Origin of the sequence: Streptosporangium sp. NPDC002544 (assembly GCF_040295965.1) — a bacterium.
Taxonomy (GTDB): domain Bacteria; phylum Actinomycetota; class Actinomycetes; order Streptosporangiales; family Streptosporangiaceae; genus Streptosporangium.
Window position 1 is genome coordinate 20,853 of record NZ_JBEOWJ010000006.1, and the last position, 17,900, is coordinate 38,752.

The following is a 17,900-nucleotide window of genomic DNA, read 5'->3' on the forward strand; positions in this document are numbered from 1 at the left end:
AGACTGTGCTTGCTCATACCCGCGAGTATAAGCGCTCCCCTTACTCCTTGCCCATCATGATCAGGCGGTGCCCATCTCCTGCGCCACCGCGGCGGCGAACGCGTCCACGTCGGCCTCGGTGGTGTCGAACGCGGTCATCCAGCGGACCTCGCCGGTGGCCTCGTTCCAGGTGTAGAACCGGAAGCGCTTCTGCAGGCGCTCGGTCACGTCCCCGGGCAGGATCGCGAAGACCGCGTTGGCCTGCACCGGCCTCGGGATCTCCACCCCGGGCACGTCCCGCACCGCCTCGGCGAGCCGCTGGGCCATGGCGTTGGCGTTGCGGGCATTGCGCAGCCAGAGGTCTCCGGCCAGCAGCGCCTCGAACTGCACCGAGACGAACCGCATCTTGGAGGCGAGCTGCATGGCGCTCTTGCGCAGGTAGCGCAGGCCGCGAACCGCGTCGGGGTTGAGCACCACGACCGCCTCGCCGAACATCAGGCCGGCCTTGGTACCGCCGAAGGAGAGCACGTCCACGCCCGCGTCGGTGGTGAACGCGCGCAGCGGTACGTCCAGCGCGGCGGCGGCGTTGGTCGCGCGGGCGCCGTCGAGGTGGACGACCATGCCGAGCTCATGGGCGTGGTCGCAGATCGCCCTGATCTCCTCGGGCGTGTAGAGCGTGCCCAGCTCGGTGGTCTGCGTGATCGACACGACCCTGGGCTGGGCCCGGTGCTCGTCGCCGAAGCCCCACGCCTGCCTGTCGATCAGCTCGGGCGTGAGCTTGCCGTCGGGGGTGGCGACCGGCAGCAGCTTGAGCCCCGCCGACCGCTCGGGGGCGCCGCCCTCGTCGGTGTGGATGTGCGCCGACTCCGCGCAGACCACCGCCTCCCAGTGGGCGGTCATCGAGCGGAGCGCGACCACGTTGGCACCGGTGCCGTTGAACATCGGCCAGGCCTCGGCCGCGGGGCCGAAGTGCCTCTTGAAGATCTCCTGCAGCGCCTCGGTGTAGACGTCGTCGCCGTACGCGGTCTGGTGTCCCCCGTTGGCGAGCGCGATCGCCTGGAGGATCTCCGGGTGTACCCCGGCGTAGTTGTCGCTGGCGAAGCCCTTCACCAGCGGGTCATGCCTGCGGATGGCGTCCGTCACGTGCTGTTTCCCCTTGCTCGGCGCCTGGGCGCCGTCGTGCTTCTTCGTGGCCGCCGTACGGGTCACCCCTCGGTGAGGTCGATCCGGGTGCCGTTGGCGTCGGTCTCCCAGAGCCTGTCGATCGCCTCGGCGAGGTCGTCGACGTCCGTGAAGCCGGGGAACCTCCGCTCCGGGGCGGCCGCGCGCATGCCGTCGTGCACGAGCGCCTTGACCACCAGGATGTTCGCGGTGGAGGCGGTGTCCTTCAGCGCGTCGGCGAAGGCCAGGGTCCACGCCTCGGCGGCGGCCTTGGCCGTGCCGTACACCGCGTCGCCCTGCCCCGGGTGCTCGGCCGTCTTGGCCGAGACGATGGCGAACCGGCCGCGCTCGCCGGCCTTGAGCAGCGGTTCGAAGGCCAGCGTGACGTGCTGCAGGGTGCGGATCAGCAGGTCGTGCAGGAGCGCCCAGTCATCCAGCGACGTCTCGGCGAAGGTCTTGGACCCGCGCCAGCCGCCGACCAGGTGCACGATCCCGTCCAGGTGACCGTGCTCGGCCGCCACATCCCGCGCGAGACCCCGCACCGCGTCAAAATCGAGCAGGTCGACCGCCAGGGTTCCGTCGGCACCGCTCCTGTCGACGCCGATCACCGTGTGCCCCTGGCCGGTGAACCTGCGGACGACGGCCTGACCGGCGGGACCGGCCGCGCCGGTGACAAGGATGATCATGCTCGGATGCCCTTCGTGGAGTCGATGACATCGGTGAGCTTACGACGCAGGGCCTCGTAGAACATGCTCAGCGGGAACTCGTCGGGCAACACCGCGTCGACCACGGCCTTGGGGAACCCCTCAACGGGGAGGGCCTCCACCCCCCGGGCCCAGACCGAGGCGGGGTGCGGCTCGACGTAGGTGGCGACCAGCTGGTGGGCGGCCAGCCAGTGGGCCAGCTTGGAGCGGTCGATGCCGTCCCGGTAGAGCTTCTCGACCTCGCCCCGCAGGTCGGCCACGCCCCCGGCGAGCCGGTCCCAGTCGACGCTCAGCCGGTTGTCGGTCCACCGGACGATGTCGTTGCGGTGCAGGTACGCGAAGAGCAGCTGCCCGCCCAGGCCGTCGTAGTTGCGGACGCGGTCACCGGTGATCGGGAAGCGGAACAGCCGGTCGAAGAGCACCGCGAGCTGGACGTAGCGGGCGTGCGGCACACCCTCCTTCTCCAGCTTCACCGCCTCGCCGAACGCGGTCAGGTCACAGCGGAGCTCCTCCAGGGAGTACAGCCAGTACGGCATCCGCTGCTTGATCATGAACGGGTCGAACGGCAGGTCGCCGTGGCTGTGCGTGCGGTCGTGGATCAGGTCCCAGAGCACGAAGGTGTCCTGGGCCAGCTCCTGCGAGGCGATCAGCCTGGCCGCGTCCGGCGGCAGCGCCAGCTTGAGCGTGTCCGCCGCCGCCCCGCTCACCACGCGGAACCTGGCGGCCTCGCGGTCGGCGAAGATGCCGCCCCAGGTGAAGCGGGCCGGGGTCTGGCGGACCGCGACGGTCTCGGGGAAGAGCACCGCGGAGTTGGTGTCGTAGCCGGAGGTGAAGTCCTCGAAGGCGATCGGCACGAACATCGGGTTGTCGTAGCGGGTCCGCTCCAGCTCGGCCAGCCACTCCGGCCAGATCGTCCGGATCCACACGGCCTCGATGTGCCGGGAGGTGGTGCCGTTCTGGGTGTACATCGGGAAGAGCACGAGGTGCTCCAGGCCGTCCACCCGCTGGGTGTCGGGGTGGAAGGCGTCGAGCGAGTCGAGGAAGTCGGGCACGCCCAGGCCCTGGTCCGCCCACTTGCGCAGGTCGGCGACCACGGCGGCCAGGTAGCCGGCGTCGTGCGGGAAGCGCGGCGCGAGCCGCTCGACGCACTCGACGATCTCGGCGACCAGTTCGACGGCCCTGGCGTGGTCCCCTTCGACCGAGCCGTCCTTGGCCTGCATCGGCCGCAGCTTCTCGATCGCCCGCTTCAGGTCCTCGAAGGCGGCGCGGGCCTCGGACCGCCTGGCCTCGACCGGGGCGGGGACGCGGGCGACCCAGGTGACGAGGTTGCCCCAGAGCACGGCGTGGTCGTGGTCGCCGATCGAGTCGTCGCCGAACAGGTCGGAGTCGGCGACGACCACCACGCGGCCCTCGCCGTGCCGTACGGCCACCGCCAGCGGGCGGCCCGCGGGGGTCGCGGTGGGCGAGGTCTCGAACAGCACCGCCGCGTCCTCGGGTGCGGTGAGCACCCCGGCCCGGTAGAAGCAGGCGCTCCGCACTCCGGCCAGCAGGTCCTGGCCCGCGACGTCGATCTTTCGCGGGGCACCCATGACCCAGGCGGCCACGCCGTTGTGGGCGCTCTGCGGATCGTGGACGAGGGTGTGCTCGACCCCGACGCCGAAGCGCGCGAGCAGCTCGGTGAGGTTGCTGCCGTACTTCTCCTGCTCGTACTCGGCCAGCACGACCAGCCCGCCGCCGCCCGCGACGTACTCCTCGATCGCGTCCAGCTCCTCGACGGGCAGGACGGGGCTGCCCAGCCCGGTGGTCCGCTCCCAGCGCCCGTCGGCGGGGTGCGCGATCACCAGCACGTCCCGCGCGCTCAGCAGGGCCGGGGTGAGCGGCCCCTCTGTGTGCGCGTCCACGGTGTGCCCCAGCCGGCGCAGCAGCTGCGCGGCGCGCGCGTAGCTGCTGTCGTCGGGATGGCCGGGATTCATCGTCTCGGCCACGTCCCGCCGGATGGTCCACGACTCGCTGTGAGCCTCATCGAACAGTACCCGCGGCAGAGCTGTCACGATAAATCCTCCTTCAAGCAAGAGCTAGCAACGGAAAATATACACAATCCATCCCATTTTTGACACATCTCTTACGCAGAGGGCTTTCTGGAAGATCGGCGCCTCGCGGGGCGGGCAGAACCGGCGTCCCGGCGCGGGGCGGGGTCAGGTCGGTGCCGCCGCCCATCGCGGTGGGGTGCGCGCGGGCCGGTAGTCCTCGTCAAGGCGGACCTCACGGCCGTGGCGGACCGTCCAGCACTCCAACTCGTGCAGCCAGAGCCTGTGCAGGTGCACGCGGGCCACCACCTCCTCCGTGAACACGTACGCGACTCCGGCGATCGGCGGGTCACCGGAGTCTTCGAGTACGGCCAGGCGGGCGTCGCGCATCTCGGCGTCGTGCACGGCGCGGCCGTGCACGACGATCCGCAGGGTCCGCGTGTCGGCGTCGTACAGGCCCCGCAACCCGCTCCGGCGTTTCGGCCACGGGTGGTCCCGCGCTCCGCCGGGCAGGGGCGATACGTAGCCGACCCCCGCCGTGAGGAGTTCGTGTCCCGGCCAGGCCTGCCGCCGCGCGGTCTCGGAGTCGGCGGCCAGATCGTGGAACTGCACCAGCGTGATGTCCCCACGGGTGAGGAGCCGCCACGGGCCGTGCTCCAGCCACCGCCGCGACAGCAGGCGGTCGTGGCCCGCTCCCCTGAACGCGCACGCCCACCCGTGGCTGTAGTGGAGATCGGCGAAGCCGCCGTTGCCGGTCCAGTGATGGACGCCTCCGGTGGAGGCGACGGCGAAGGGCAGGTCCTCCAGAACCTCCAGCAGCGACTCGGCGGTCCAGTCGCCGTCGCGGCCCGCCTTCACGATGGCGTTACCGATGTTGAACGCGAAGGGCTCCCCGGCACCGTTCCACCCGACGGCGCTCTCCGCCCCTTTCTCCTGGCGGGCGGCGAAGCGCTCCAACCAGTCCGCACCGGGCACCTCGTCCGCGAAGTCCACGGAGAACTTCGCGTCGGGCGGCCAACCCGGCCCGAACACGCCCACGACGGCCCGTGCCAACGCGGACAGGTCCGGCCCGTCGAGCCCCAGCAACAACCTCATGTCCACGCGTCCCGCTCCCGCAAGGCTCGATCACTCTTACCGGGCGGACGCTAGGAACCCGCCCTTGCGAGCCACTGGGAGCCGGGTTGGGGCCGGCGATCGCCGTGATCAGTGCCGTGGCGGGCGAGGTGCGGCAGGCGATCCAGGGGCAGCGTCACCTCCAGCCCGAGGCTCGGCGACCGGACACAGGTGGGGTCGGGACAGGTGACCCCGGCGTCGATTTCGTCGATGGTCACGGTCTTGCAGCGGATCGGCGTTCGTGACGACTCGCGTGAAGATCCGTACTCCGCACAGGCCCTGGTAGAGACACGTGACAGCCAGGCCCCCGCAGCTGGATGCGAGGGCCTGGCGTGCTGCGGATCGTTGTAAAACTAGACGGTGTCGTCGGTGCGGACCCAGCGGGTGAACGCCGCCCACTCGGCCGGGGTGAACACCAGCGCCGGACCCGACCGGTCCTTACTGTCGCGGACACCGACCCGGCCACCGGACAGCTTCGCGACCGCCACGCACTCGCCGCCGTTGTCACCCGAGAACGGCGACTTCACCCACGTGGCCTCACTCAGTTCCTGATCCACCGGTCCCTCATCTCTGCGATCAGTACACCTAGACGGAACATTCGTCATCGAGGTACCAGCCGTACGGGCTCGGCGCCGCCCCCGCCGCCACGCGCGGAGCGTAGTGGCGGGTGTGCAGTGAGGCCACCAGCTCACCCCGGCTGTGGGTTCCCGTCTTGGCGAAGACCGCCTTCAGATGGTCCTGCACCGTGAACGGCGAAATGCCGAGCACGGCGGCCATCTGGCGAGTGCTGCGCCCCTGCGCGGCCAGCGCCGTCACCTCACGCTCGCGCGAGGTCAGGTCGTAGGCCCTGGCGATGATCTGACCGAGCACGGCGGGACGGGCGCCCTCGATGATGAGGGCCACCCGGTCCGCCGAACCCTCGATCGGCGAGCCGTGCAGCATCACCCACCCTCCGCCCCGGGCCGGCAGGGCGGCAGTGGCCGGGCCGTTCCCGGCCTGGGCGGCGGCCACGACGGACCTGACCGCACTCGGTATGCGGCCCCGATCGTCGATGGCCTCCAGCCACGTGCGCGCCTGGGTACTGAGCGTCTCGACCTCGCCACCGGAGCGTACGAGCAACATCCCCGGAGGATCTTCGATGCCCTCGGCGACGTCCAGGGCGGCGCGGAGCAGGGTCAGCCGGAACAGGTCCGCGATGGTGGAGACCGCCCCGGTCAACGCCGCGAGCTCGGCCGCCCCGAACGGCGGCGACGGCGTGCACCGGTAGAGCGTCAGCGACCCCCAGCAGCCGTTGCGGGACCGCAACATCACGCGGGCCTCGTCGCAGATCCCGAGCTCACGCAGCAGCGGTTCATATCGCGCCGCCTCGGAGATCCGGCCGCCGGTGGCCTGGTGCAACCCCGCGACGGGCACGGCGGCGTTGGCCAGCCGGGTGTAGCCGTTGAGGTCGGCGTCGCGGAACTCAAGATCGAAGATGATGCGCTCGCGGTCCGCGCCGCCTTCGTGCCCGATCCCGGTGACGAAGCAGCTCGTCCACAACAGGGTGGCCGGGTCGACCGTGGAGATCGCCGCGATGTCGTACCCGATGACCCGGCGCAACAGCCGGTCGAGTTCCGTGCGCACCTCGGTGAGGTCACCACCCCGCACCGCGATCCGGCGCAGCCCTTCGTGCAGGTCCATGTTCAAAGGATCGCCCGTACGTGGCCCCCTCACCACCCCCATGTTCATGGGATACCGCTCCCCGACGGCCCCTTACTAGCTTTTTCAGCATTCGACCTGAAGGAGCCGAACATGGAACGGGACGACCTGTTCACCCACATTCACAAGGCACTGCGCCGGGGCCTGTTCGAGGTCACGATGCTGGCGGGCGCCACCGACTGGGCCGATGACGACGACATCGAACAGTTGGCGGCGCGCTGGCAGCCCCTGCTGGCGCTGCTGCGTTCGCACACCGAACACGAGGACCGGCACATCCTGCGCGTCCTGGACCCGTACGAGCACCAGACCACCGACGCGATCGCCGAGCAGCACACGGACCTGGAGGAGCTGGAGCAGCACCTGGCCGAGAGCTTCGACGCGCTCGTCGTCAAGCCCGATCCGGTGGCCGGCCTCGCCTTCTACCGCGACCTGGCCAGATTCACCGCGGCCTACCTCCCGCACCTGCACGAGGAGGAGACCGTGGTGATGCCACGCATCTGGGCCCGCTGCACCGACGAGGAGATCGCGGCGGCACGGGCGGCGTTCATGGCCGAGACGACGCCGGAGATCCAGACGATCAGCCTGGAACTGATGTTGCCGTCCCTCGACCGACCGACCCGAACCGGGCTCGTCCGGCGGATGGCCGCCACGGCTCCGCCGGAGGTGGTGAAGGGCGTGCTCGCGATCGGCGACCGCGTGCTCGGCGCCGCCGACTCGGCCGCGCTGCACGCCCTCGTCTCCACGGCCCCGGCGAGCGGTGATCTCCATGCGTGACCGCTTATTCCGAGGAACGGAGCACTAATACGGCAGCCGCCGCCCGCCCGGTGTCCGCAGGTCGAGTCCGATCCTGGCAGGGGGCCTTCTGGGCTTGGCGACAAGGATCCGTCTCGTCACGTGAACTCCTTTTCCGACGATCGGTACAGTTCGGGCTGCCGGTTTCCGCGGGGGAGGAAGATGGTCGTCTCATCGCGGATGGCCGGTCGAGAGGCCTGACGCGCCGGGTGGGCGGGCAACTCGAACCAGACGGCCTTTCCAGGCCCTCCCGTGCGCGTGCGGTCGGTGCCCCAGGAACGCGACAGCAGGTCGACGTCGTTTCCCGGCCGGGCCGGGAAGGCGGACCGGCCGGGCACCGCGTACCCCGCCGCGAAACCCCTGCGGCACACGGGTTCAGGCCGCCCGCACATAGCAGCCCCGGTGAGCGGGGATGCTGCGCCCGTCGGGCAGAAGCTCGCCGGTGTCGTCGAACAGCACCACGCCGTTGCAGAGCAGCCCCCATCCCTGTTCCGGATGAAACGCCACCAGGCGGGCCGCGTCGTGGTCCGGAGCGTTCGCGGATGGACACGGAGGCTTGTGCTGACACATGACCGTTACCTCGATCCCTGACGATCGCAGGAGAGACTTCGAGAGCCTCCGGTTCCGACTGGACGATCATCGCCGGCGTTCCGGTCCGGTGGGCTGCTTTCACTTCCTACGATGCCGTGTCCGCCACCCGTCGTCTGCGCTGGCAGCATCCATTTGGGCCCCGTGCCAACGGCAGTCCCGGCATACCCGCTAACCGCAATGCGCCAACGGCCTCGATCAGCTTCAGCGACGCCCGCTGCGGAAGTGCCCCGGCGCGAATCGCCTCGTACTTGGTGATGATGTCCGCCACGTCAACGGGGCGGTTCGGCGCCGTCGGCTCGGGACACCCCGGAGAGCCACACTATTCACTTAAAGTAATGAAGCAACTACAGAGAGTAGAGTGCGGAGGAAGGTGCGAACCACGGCACCGTGAAGTTCTCCAGGGGGGAAAATGCTTGCACGGGGGACCCGATCCCTTGCCATCCCGGCGGCGGTGCTGCTGGCCGTGGCCTTGGTGGGTGGCTGCGGCGACAACACGCCGGCCGACCTGAGGCCCGGTGCCATGGTGGCCACGACCTCGGCACCCGCCGCCGCCCCACCGGCCGCCACGACCGCCCCACCGGCGGCGGACAGCGACCAGGAGTACCCCTCCGAGGAGTGCCCGGCCGCCGGCAACGCCAAGAAGTTCGCCAAGACCCGCTTCGCGTTGCACGCGGGCCTCGCACTGGGAGCCTTCTACCGCTACATCTACCGACCACTGCGGAGCGGGGGCTTCAAGGCGGGGGCGGAGAAGCGGAAGCGGACCTTCGCGAAGGCGGCCGTGGCCGGTCTCTTCACCGTTCACGAGCTGAAGGTCGCCAAGCGCTTCGCCCTGGCCAACCCGACGTTGTGCAAGGGTGTCACGGCGGTCACCGCCAGCTTCGACAGGCTGACCTCCAAGCTGAAGAACGGCACCGCCACCGAGGCCGACCTCGCCGCCACCAAGGACTCCTTCACCGGCCTGCAGCAGAAGGCGACACAGAACGGCTACGGCTTCAAGGAGAAGAACGTCACCGTCCCCGGCGCGAGCTGAGAGCACCACGGCCCCAGAGACCGCAGGACAGCGGAGGGGCAGGATCAACCCAGGGAGGCTCGCGGAACACGGCCCCGCACCTGACACGCCGTGATCGGTAGGGTCGCGGCATGGAGAGCCAGAGCCGCGACCATGCCGAGGACACCCGCGACGCGGTGGCCGAGCACCTGCCCGGCTACCGGGTCGAGACCGTCACACCGCTCGGTGAGGGCCAGGACAACATCGCCTACGAGGTCAACGGCGAGTTGATCGTGCGCTTCAGCAAGGAGCCGGATCCGGCGCGGCGGGCCGCGCTCGTGGAGCGCGAGGCCCGTCTCCTGGCCGCCGTCGCGCGATTCTCCCCGGTGCCCGTCCCCGAACCGCGGTTCACGGTCGCGGAGCACGGCTGCCTGGCCTACTTCAAGCTCCCGGGCCGGCCGCTGCTCGGCCTGCCCATGTCGGAGCGGCTGACCCACGGCCCGTCGGTCGCCGCCACGCTCGGCGGCCTGCTCGCCGCCGCGCACGCCGTTCCGGTGGATCGGCTGGCCGGCCTGGTGGAGGTGGACGACCCGCCGCCGTCCGAATGGCTGGACGAGGCGGCGGAGAGCTACCCGACGATCTCCGGGGAGATCCCGGCGGCCCACCGGCAGGCGGTGCAGGCGTTCCTGGACACCCCACCCCCGGACGGGGGATACACCCCGGTCTTCTCGCACAACGATCTGGGAATCGAGCACGTTCTCGTCGATCCGGCCACGGGTGCGGTGACCGGCGTCATCGACTGGAGCGACGCCGCGATCGTCGACCCGGCCTACGACTTCGGCCTGCTGTATCGCGACCTCGGCCCCACCGCCCTGGACGCCGCCCTTGACGGCTACCGGCCCGGCGACATCACCGCCCTGCGCGAGCGCGCCGTCTTCTACGGCAGATGCGGTCTCTTCGAGGACCTGGCCTACGGCCTCGAAACCGGCCAGGACGCCTACGTCGGCAAATCCCGCACCGCGATGGAGTGGCTCTTCCACTCGTAGAACGCCCCACCGGGGCTCCGATGATCAGAACGGCGTATTCGCGGTTTCGCCGGTGAACGGCCACTCAGGACACCGCCGGCATCCCGGTGCACGGGGAGCGGGCTCGGCGTCCGGGACCGCGATGGGAGCGGCGCCCGGTTATGGAAGGTGTGCCGGTGACCGACGCCTTTGGCGGTCACGGCGAACACTTCAGATCAGATCAGGCCGAGGGAGAGCATCGCGTCGGCGACGCGCTTGAAGCCGTCGATGTTGGCGCCGGCCACGTAGTTGCCCGGCATGCCGTACTCCCTGGCGGTCTCCAGGCAGCGGCCGTGGATGTCCTGCATGATCTCCCGGAGACGGCGCTCGGAGAACTCGAAGGTCCACGAGTCACGGCTGGCGTTCTGCTGCATCTCCAGCGCGCTGGTGGCCACGCCGCCCGCGTTGGCGGCCTTGCCGGGCCCGAAGGCGACACCCGCCTCCTGGAACACCCGGATGCCCTCCGGCGTGGTGGGCATGTTGGCGCCCTCGCCGACCGCGATGCACCCGCCGCGCACCAGCGACTCGGCGTCCTTGCCGGTGATCTCGTTCTGGGTGGCCGACGGCATCGCCACCTCGCACGGCAGCTCCCAGATGCTCCGCCCCGCCACGAAGGACACGTTGCCGCCGTGACGCTTGGCGTAGGCGTCCATCCGGAGGTGCTCGACCTGCTTGACCTGCTTGAGCAGGTCCAGGTCGATGCCCTTCTCGTCGACGACGTACCCCGAGGAGTCGGAGCAGGCGATCACCGTGCCGCCGAGCTGCTGCACCTTCTCGATCGTGTAGACGGCGACGTTGCCCGAGCCGGACACGATGACGCGCTTACCCCCGAAGGAGGTGCCGCGTGCCTTCAGCATCTCGTCGACGAAGAACGCGCAGCCGTAACCGGTCGCCTCGGTGCGGACCTGGGCGCCGCCGTAGCTGAGCCCCTTGCCGGTGATCACCGCGGACTCGTACCGGTTGGTGATGCGCTTGTACTGGCCGAACAGGTAGCCGACCTCGCGCTGGCCGACGCCGATGTCCCCGGCGGGGACGTCGGTGTACTCACCGATGTGCCGGTAGAGCTCGGTCATGAAGCTCTGGCAGAAGCGCATGATCTCGCGCTGGGAGCGGCCCTTCGGGTCGAAGTCCGAGCCACCCTTGCCCCCGCCGATCGGCAGGCCGGTCAGTCCGTTCTTGAAGATCTGCTCGAAGCCGAGGAACTTGACGATGCCCAGGTACACCGAGGGGTGGAAACGCAGTCCCCCCTTGTAGGGCCCGAGCGCGCTGTTGAACTCGACCCGGAAGCCACGGTTGATGTGGACCTCACCCTGGTCGTCCTCCCACGGCACCCGGAAGATGATCTGCCGCTCCGGCTCGCAGATCCGCTCAATGATCTTGGATTCGGCATACTCGGGATGCTTGCCGAGGACCGGTCCGATGCTCTCCAACACCTCGCGAACGGCCTGGTGGAACTCGATCTCACCCGGGTTGCGGCGCAGGACACTGTCGTAGATCGAGTCCAGTTTTTCGTGCAACATCACTTATCTTTCTGATCGCCAGCCCACACACTGTGGTCTAGACCTTATGAGACGCACTTCTCACACCTTTCACCGGCCCACGGTGAGAACTTCTTACCCCGCGAGAGGGACCCCGGATCAGCCCGGCGACGGACGACCCGGCGGGGACCCGCCGCCTACCTTCCTGGTTAAAAGGCCGACCCGGCCTCACACGGGAAGAAAAAGCCATGTTCAAGGATTCAGCCGACTTCCGGCGCATCACATCAGGCCTGCTGCTGATCGTCGCCCCACTGCTCCAGGCCATCGCTGTCATCCTCGACCCCGGCACCTGGGGCGACGAGCGCGAAGCGGTCAGTTTCGTGGAAAATCCCGCCCTCGCCCAGGTCCAGTCGGTGATGTACCACTGGGCCTACCTGCTGATGGCCGTCGCGGCCCTCGGCCTGCTGCATGTGATGCGCCGCCGCGCGGTGGTCTTCGGCCACATCGCGGGCTCGCTCACCGTCCTCGGCTACATCAGCGTGTCGGGCCTGCTCATGACCGACCCGGTGGAGTGGTGGCTCGGGCAGCGGAACACTCCTGAGCAGGCGCAGCAGATCCTCAACGAGATGCTGGACCTGCCCGGCGTCGTCTTCGGGTTCCAGATGCCCTGGCTGTTCTTCGCCATCTTCGGCCTGCCCGTCCTGGTGATCGGCGTCTGGCGCGCGGGATTCGCGCACTGGTGGGTGCCGCTCGTCGTCGGCATCGGCTACGGCGGCTCGATGCTGGTCCCGTACGGCCCGGTGACCGTCCCGCTGTGGGTCGCCCCCGCGGTCGCGCTGGGCTGGCTCGGCGTCAAGATGATCCGGATGAGCCGCGAGGAGTGGATCTCCTACTACCCGACCGTCACCCCCGGCCGCACCACGCCCGACTCGTACGCGAACACCACCGCCTGAGCCCGGTCCCGCAGATGGAGTTTCATCAGTACCCGTGCCACATGGGTCTTGACCGTGGCCTCACCGACAAAGAGCTTCCCCGCGATCTCGGAGTTGGTCAGGCCACGGGCCAGGGAGCGCAACACCTCCAGCTCGCGCGGGGTGAGGTCGGCCAGCTGCGGCGGGGGCGCGGGATCATGACGGCCCGCGAAGGAGGCGATGACGCGAGTGGTGACGGCCGGGTCGAGCAGGGCGTCCCCGGCGACGACGACACGAATGGCGTCCACCAGTTGCTCAGGCGGCGAGACCTTGAGCAGGAACCCGCTGGTCCCCGCGCGGAGCGCGGCGTAGAGGTTCTCGTCGGTGTCGAAGGTGGTCAACATGACGATCTTCGGCGGTTCCGGCTGCCCCAGGAGCTGCCTGGCGGCGGTGAGGCCGTCCATACGGGGCATCGAGATGTCCATCAGCACGATGTCGGGCTTGGTGCGGCGGACCACGGCGATGGCCTCGACCCCGTCGGGGGCCTCGCCGACCACCTCCATGCCGGGTTCACTCTCCACGACGAGCTTCAGTCCGGCGCGGACCATCGCCTGATCGTCGACGATCACGATACGGATGCTCACTTCTCCTCCTTCTTGCCAGGCGGCTCGGCGCCTCGTTCATGGTTCCGTCCGTCAACCGGCTCATCCGGCCGGCTCCACTCATACGATCGGCTCACCGGCCGGCACCTCCAGCGAGGCCGGCAGGGACGCGTGGACCCGGAAGCCACCTTCTGGGCGCGGGCCGGCCTCGAAGGTGCCGCCGAAGAGCTCGGCGCGCTCACGCATGCCGATGAGGCCGTTGCCCGTCGACAGCGCGGAGGACGTCCCGCCGTTCCCACTCCCGTTCGTGACCTCCACCTCCACGGAGTCCCGGTGATAGGAGACCGTGATCCGGATCTCGGACTCTCCGGCGTGCTTGACCGCGTTGGTGAGGGCCTCCTGGGCGATGCGATAGACCGACAGGTCCAGCCCGGGTGCCAGCCGCACCACCTCCCCCCGTACGTCGAGGGTGACCCGCAGCCCGGAGGAGACGAGCGAGTCCACGGTGCCGGACAGCAGGTCCAGACCGGGTTGCGGGATGCTCTCGTCCAGGGGCATACGCAGCGCGCCGAGCATGACGCGCAGTTCCTCGACCGCCTCGCGCCCCATCCGTTCGATGCCCAGCAGTGCCTCGTCGTCCCCGCCTCGCGAGCGGCGGAGCACCCCGGCCTGCATGACCATCATGCTGACGCTGTGGGCGACCACGTCGTGCAGCTCGCGAGCGATGCGGGCTTTCTCCCGCGCGACGGCCTCGGCGGCCTCGCGTTCCCTGTCACGTTCCAGGTGGACGGCCTGCTCGGCCAGGCGGCGTACCCGGGCGACATAGGCGTGCAGGGCGAGGCCGGTGAGGTAGGCGGCGCCGAAGAGGGCGGTCAGGAAGATGACCTCCTCCAAGGGGAGCCGGCGATGGTCGACGGCACCGGAGCCGAACGCCAGGGTGCCGGTGACGGCCCAGGCGAGCCCGGGCCTGAAGGGGAGCTCGGCACCGACGGTGTGGAAGACGATCAGCAGGGAGGCGAGCTGCCAGATCTGACAGTGTTCGTACCCCTGCCGGTGCCAGGCGTACTGGGCAAGGATCATCAGGATGAACACGGCGACCGGCGACCGGCGCCGGAACCACACGAGCGCGCCGGTGACGAGCGCCTGGCCGACCCACCACAGCTCGGGCGTCTCGGTCGCGCCGTACTCGGTGGCGACGGTGAACGCCTCCAGCGTGCCGAGGGCGACGATCACGGCGCCGATCAGCAAGTCGAACTTCGGCACCGCACGCAGGTGCCGAAGAGGGGAGAGGAGAACCGCCATGCGGGGAGACTAAAGCTTGGTGACCGTCTTGCCCATAGGACAAAACACCCGGACAAGTCGCTCACAAGTGGAACACAAGTCAACGGATCAGAACACCGGGAATGAAACGCTCCGCACGAATCGATTGGCGGTCGCGTTGTCGCACCTGCCGGACGCGCAGAAGTAAATGATGAGGGCCGGTTCGTCCGGCCGCTCGACGACCCAGCCGGTGAATTCGAGCTGGCCACCGCGCTGCGGGTCGGCGATCGTCCCCTGCAACCGGATGGCCGGCTGCCCGCCCACGCTCACCTGGACGACCTGGGGGAAGACGTTGACCGTGCCGGGAAGCGAGGACTGCATCGTCTCCTGCAACTGCTTGGCACCACTGCGCGGGTCGAGGGTGTCGAGCGTCTGCACGTAAAGGCCGCCGGCGTCCTGGGGGTCGTCCTTGATGATCTCGTTCACGGTCGCCCAGTCGGCGGTGACGGGCGTGGCGAACAGCGCCCGGAACTGCTCCACCCTCGGCGAGGCCACCACGAACACATCGGCGTGCGGTTGGAGGGTCCAGGTGCCGGGATGCTGGAAGGCGACCGGCACCGCGGCCGAGCCTTCGTACGCCACCCAGGTGTCGCCACCGCGCAGGAACGTCGCGAGCATCGCCACCAGCGCGACGATCGCCGTGATCGCCACTGCGGCGCCGATGAGGATGCCCTTCCCACCGGATCTGGGCCTGCTCGGCTCCTGTCGGCTCGTGGGCACCGTCGGTGCGGCGGGGGCAGCCTGGGTGAGCTGGTACGACTGGCCGGCACCGCTGATCGCGTCACGCAGCTCGGCGACGAACTGGCCGCAGGTCTCGTAGCGCTGCTCGGGCGACTTGGCCAGGGCCCGCATCATGACGCCGTCGACCTCGAGCGGCAGTTCGGGGCGGAGCGTGGTGAGCGGGGTGGGGGTCTCGGCGAGGTGTGCCCAGAGCAGGGCGATCTCGTTGTCGCGCTGGAAGGGCAACCTCCCGGCCAGCGCCTCGTAGACCACGCAGGCCAGGCCGTACTGGTCGCAGCGGCCGTCGATGTGCTCCTTGTTGATCTGCTCGGGCGACATGTAGCGGGGGGTGCCGATGAACTGGTTGGTCTGGGTCAGCCCGGAGATCGAGGTGCGGTGCTTGGTGATGCCGAAGTCGGTGAGGTAGGCGTGGTCGCCCTCGGTGTGGGCGGCGATCAGGATGTTGGCCGGCTTGACATCGCGGTGAACCAGGTCGTGGGCGTGCGCGGTGTCGAGCGCGGCGGCCACCTGGGCGAAGGTCCGGTTGACCTGGCTGACCGGCATCGGGCCCCGGTCGTAGAAGAGCTTGCGCAGGTCGGGGCCGTTGACGTAGCGCATCGCGATGTAGAGGGTGCCGTCGTCGGCGGTGTCGGCCTCGTAGATCGGGATGATGTTGGGGTGGTCGATGCTCGCGACGGTGCGCGACTCCAGCACGAAGCGCTGGCGGAACCGCTCGTCCTCGCCGAGGAGCGGGTTGAGGATCTTCAGTGCCACCCGGCGGTTGAGCCTGGGGTCGACCGCGAGGTAGACCACGGCCATGCCGCCCTTGCCGATGATGTCCTCGATCTGGTAGCCGGCCACTTCCCGGCCGATCAGCGCCCTGTCGTTCACGGACATCACGTCTTGGCCGGCTGGCCGCAGTAGCCGCAGAAGCTGTGCGCGGGGCCCAGCCGCATCCCGCAGCCCGTGCAGTACTTCTGCACCGTCGTCTCGGCGGGTCTGGGGTCCGGGGCGGTGCTGGAACCCGGATCGCGCGCCACCAGCACCGGCTGGCCGGGCGAGGTCGAGGAGATCTTGGGCAGTGCGGGGAAGGAGCGGCCGACCACGATCGTGGAGTCGACCTGCTCGTCGAAGGCCGATCTCGCCTGCACGGGCGGCGGGTTCAGGGGAGGAGACAGGGTGGGGGGCAGGGGGTCGGCGGGCAGGCTCGGCTCCGGTTCCGGTTCGGAGCGTCTGCGGCGCCAGAGCAGGATCGCGGCGACCAGCACCACCAGCACCAGCAGGCCGCCTCCGACCAGGAACGGCCACAGGGGCGTGCCACCGGGCGCGTCGGTGGAGGCGGCCGCCCTCTTGGTGCCCTCGTCCTCTGGGGTGCCGCGCTTGGCCTGGGACGTCTTCAGGTGCGCGGCGGCCACGGTGTGGCCCGGGTAGAGGTCCAGCACCCGCTGGAAGGCGGGGACGGCGTCACCGTAGTAGTGGGTGTGGAAGCGGGTCAGCGCCTGCTCGAAGGCGGCGTCGATCGGACCGCGGGCGGGCGCGACGTCCGCCTCGGCCAGGGCCTTGGTGACCTCGCGGATGCCGATCATCCGGGCGTCCTTGCCACCGCCGAGCAGCAGGCCGACGACCTCGCCCTTCTTGTCCTCGATCACCGGGCCGCCGAGCAACCCCTTGTCGACGAGCGCGCCCAGCTTCTCCGGCTCGTTGACCTTGTTCTCCGGGTCCTTGAACTGTCGGCCGCCCTCACCGGCGCCGCCCGCCCGAAGGTGGGCGATGTCGACGGTCTCCGGCAGGTTCGCGGCGGGCCGCCCGGTGAACCCGGCGACCGCCACCGGCGAGCCCTCCTTGGCGGGCACCTCGGCGGCGAGCGGGGCGGTGGGCAGGCCCGCGCTCCCGTCGGCGCGGCCGACGGGCTTCAGCACCGCCGGGCTGTCGGGCTTGTCACCGGGGCGGACGATCTCGGCCCTGAACCCCTCCGTGTCGGCGGGGGAGATGTTGGGGAAGACCTTGATCTCTGTGGTGACGTCGATGATGCAGGTGGCGGTGGGCTGCTTGGGTGGGTAACACTCCTGCAGGTGGTGGTTGAGCAGGTCGTCCTTGAGCTTGTGCCGCTCGAAGTCCGCGGGGATCTTGACCTTGTGGTGCTCGGCGAAGATCTTGTTGGCGGCGTAGATCCGGACGTCCCTGTCGTTCTTGACCACCCGGGTGAGGGTGACCATGCCACCGTCGGGATTGATCACTGTGCCGGTGCCGCTGCCGATCGGCACCTCGTAGGAACGCTCCACGTGGACCAGCTCGCCGATGTGGTCAAGGAGCGTGATGTCCACGCGTGCCGTGGCCTCGATCCTGACCACCGCGGGGGTCACCAGATCGGTGATCCCGCTGGGATGCTCGTGAGCCAGAGCAGGCGCCACCCCGGCGACCGCCAACAGGAGGCCCCCGAACACCGCCACCGCCGAACCGAACCGCCGCATCGCCACTCCCTACAGGGGATAGGACAAGGGTCGCAAACCAGAGTGAATAAGTGAACCGCTCAGGCCCGAGGGCTTGACTTTCTTTCCGCCGTTACCTGCACCCGGTCACGAGACGGATATCTCCACCCCGCCTTCACCATCACCACTCAGGCACCGACCATGCCTTTCACCATGCCCACCCCCCGTTGCGGACAGTTACGCAAAGTCTAATCCTGACCGGGCCCCGGCGCGACAATGTATACCGCGCGGGGACCGGTTCCCTCATCTCGCCCAATGGCTCG

General features: G+C 69.5%; 17 protein-coding genes. 4 read left to right on the forward strand and 13 right to left on the reverse strand.

The window, feature by feature from the left end; all coding sequences use genetic code 11:
* Positions 1–60 precede the first annotated feature (60 nt).
* The 7 genes from ABT061_RS10515 to ABT061_RS10545 all read right to left on the reverse strand — a co-directional run bounded on the left by ABT061_RS10515 (position 61) and on the right by ABT061_RS10545 (position 6,664).
* Entirely contained in the window at positions 61–1,122 is a 1,062-nt protein-coding gene (locus tag ABT061_RS10515) for a threonine aldolase family protein (protein ID WP_350915549.1), read from the reverse strand.
* A gap of 62 nt (positions 1,123–1,184) precedes the next feature.
* A complete protein-coding gene (locus ABT061_RS10520) occupies positions 1,185–1,826 on the reverse strand; it encodes an SDR family NAD(P)-dependent oxidoreductase (RefSeq protein WP_350914961.1) in 642 nt (213 codons plus the stop codon).
* Positions 1,823–3,895, reverse strand: coding sequence for a DUF6421 family protein (locus tag ABT061_RS10525; RefSeq protein WP_350914963.1), 2,073 nt, complete (start codon positions 3,893–3,895; stop codon positions 1,823–1,825). Before ABT061_RS10525 ends, ABT061_RS10520 begins: the two co-directional genes overlap by 4 nt.
* A 144-nt stretch (positions 3,896–4,039) precedes the next feature.
* Positions 4,040–4,966, reverse strand: coding sequence for a hypothetical protein (locus ABT061_RS10530; protein WP_350914965.1), 927 nt, complete (start codon positions 4,964–4,966; stop codon positions 4,040–4,042).
* 50 nt (positions 4,967–5,016) lie between these two features.
* A complete protein-coding gene (locus ABT061_RS10535) occupies positions 5,017–5,202 on the reverse strand; it encodes a hypothetical protein (RefSeq protein ID WP_350914967.1) in 186 nt (61 codons plus the stop codon).
* A 135-nt stretch (positions 5,203–5,337) separates the two neighbouring features.
* The gene (locus ABT061_RS10540; protein ID WP_350914968.1) at positions 5,338–5,541 is read right to left on the reverse strand and encodes a DUF397 domain-containing protein; all 204 of its coding nucleotides are present in this window, start codon (positions 5,539–5,541) and stop codon (positions 5,338–5,340) included.
* A gap of 28 nt (positions 5,542–5,569) precedes the next feature.
* Entirely contained in the window at positions 5,570–6,664 is a 1,095-nt protein-coding gene (locus tag ABT061_RS10545; protein WP_350914970.1) for a helix-turn-helix transcriptional regulator, read from the reverse strand.
* A 111-nt stretch (positions 6,665–6,775) separates the two neighbouring features.
* Here ABT061_RS10545 and ABT061_RS10550 point away from each other — a divergent pair, with 111 nt between their 5' ends.
* The gene (locus ABT061_RS10550) at positions 6,776–7,456 is read left to right on the forward strand and encodes a hemerythrin domain-containing protein (RefSeq protein ID WP_350914972.1); all 681 of its coding nucleotides are present in this window, start codon (positions 6,776–6,778) and stop codon (positions 7,454–7,456) included.
* Between the two features lie 393 nt (positions 7,457–7,849).
* On the opposite strand, the gene ABT061_RS10555 is transcribed toward ABT061_RS10550, so the two are convergent.
* Positions 7,850–8,044 carry a DUF5999 family protein gene (locus ABT061_RS10555; RefSeq protein WP_350914974.1) on the reverse strand — a complete coding sequence of 65 codons (195 nt, stop codon included), beginning with the start codon at positions 8,042–8,044 and terminating at the stop codon, positions 7,850–7,852.
* A gap of 430 nt (positions 8,045–8,474) precedes the next feature.
* On the opposite strand from ABT061_RS10555, the gene ABT061_RS10560 reads away from it, so the two are divergent.
* On the forward strand, positions 8,475–9,095 hold the full coding sequence (locus tag ABT061_RS10560; RefSeq protein WP_350914977.1) for a hypothetical protein: 621 nt from the start codon (positions 8,475–8,477) through the stop codon (positions 9,093–9,095).
* Between the two features lie 110 nt (positions 9,096–9,205).
* Positions 9,206–10,099, forward strand: a complete 894-nt coding sequence (locus tag ABT061_RS10565) for a phosphotransferase family protein (protein WP_350914979.1) — start codon at positions 9,206–9,208, stop codon at positions 10,097–10,099.
* A 194-nt stretch (positions 10,100–10,293) separates the two neighbouring features.
* On the opposite strand, the gene gdhA is transcribed toward ABT061_RS10565, so the two are convergent.
* On the reverse strand, positions 10,294–11,637 hold the full coding sequence (gene gdhA, locus ABT061_RS10570) for an NADP-specific glutamate dehydrogenase (RefSeq protein ID WP_350914981.1): 1,344 nt from the start codon (positions 11,635–11,637) through the stop codon (positions 10,294–10,296).
* Positions 11,638–11,843: 206 nt separating this feature from the next.
* Between gdhA and ABT061_RS10575 the strand changes: the two genes are divergently transcribed.
* Positions 11,844–12,548, forward strand: a complete 705-nt coding sequence (locus ABT061_RS10575) for a hypothetical protein (protein WP_350914983.1) — start codon at positions 11,844–11,846, stop codon at positions 12,546–12,548.
* On the opposite strand, the gene ABT061_RS10580 is transcribed toward ABT061_RS10575, so the two are convergent.
* The 4 genes from ABT061_RS10580 to ABT061_RS10595 all read right to left on the reverse strand — a co-directional run bounded on the left by ABT061_RS10580 (position 12,488) and on the right by ABT061_RS10595 (position 17,619).
* Positions 12,488–13,150, reverse strand: a complete 663-nt coding sequence (locus ABT061_RS10580; protein ID WP_350914985.1) for a response regulator — start codon at positions 13,148–13,150, stop codon at positions 12,488–12,490. The genes ABT061_RS10575 and ABT061_RS10580 overlap by 61 nt on opposite strands.
* A 78-nt stretch (positions 13,151–13,228) precedes the next feature.
* Positions 13,229–14,410, reverse strand: coding sequence for a sensor histidine kinase (locus ABT061_RS10585; RefSeq protein ID WP_350914987.1), 1,182 nt, complete (start codon positions 14,408–14,410; stop codon positions 13,229–13,231).
* 87 nt (positions 14,411–14,497) lie between these two features.
* Positions 14,498–16,045, reverse strand: a complete 1,548-nt coding sequence (locus ABT061_RS10590; protein WP_350914989.1) for a serine/threonine-protein kinase — start codon at positions 16,043–16,045, stop codon at positions 14,498–14,500.
* Positions 16,045–17,619 (reverse strand): hypothetical protein, encoded by a 1,575-nt coding sequence (locus ABT061_RS10595; RefSeq protein ID WP_350914991.1) that lies wholly within the window; start codon positions 17,617–17,619, stop codon positions 16,045–16,047. Before ABT061_RS10595 ends, ABT061_RS10590 begins: the two co-directional genes overlap by 1 nt.
* Between the last annotated feature and the right edge of the window lie 281 nt (positions 17,620–17,900).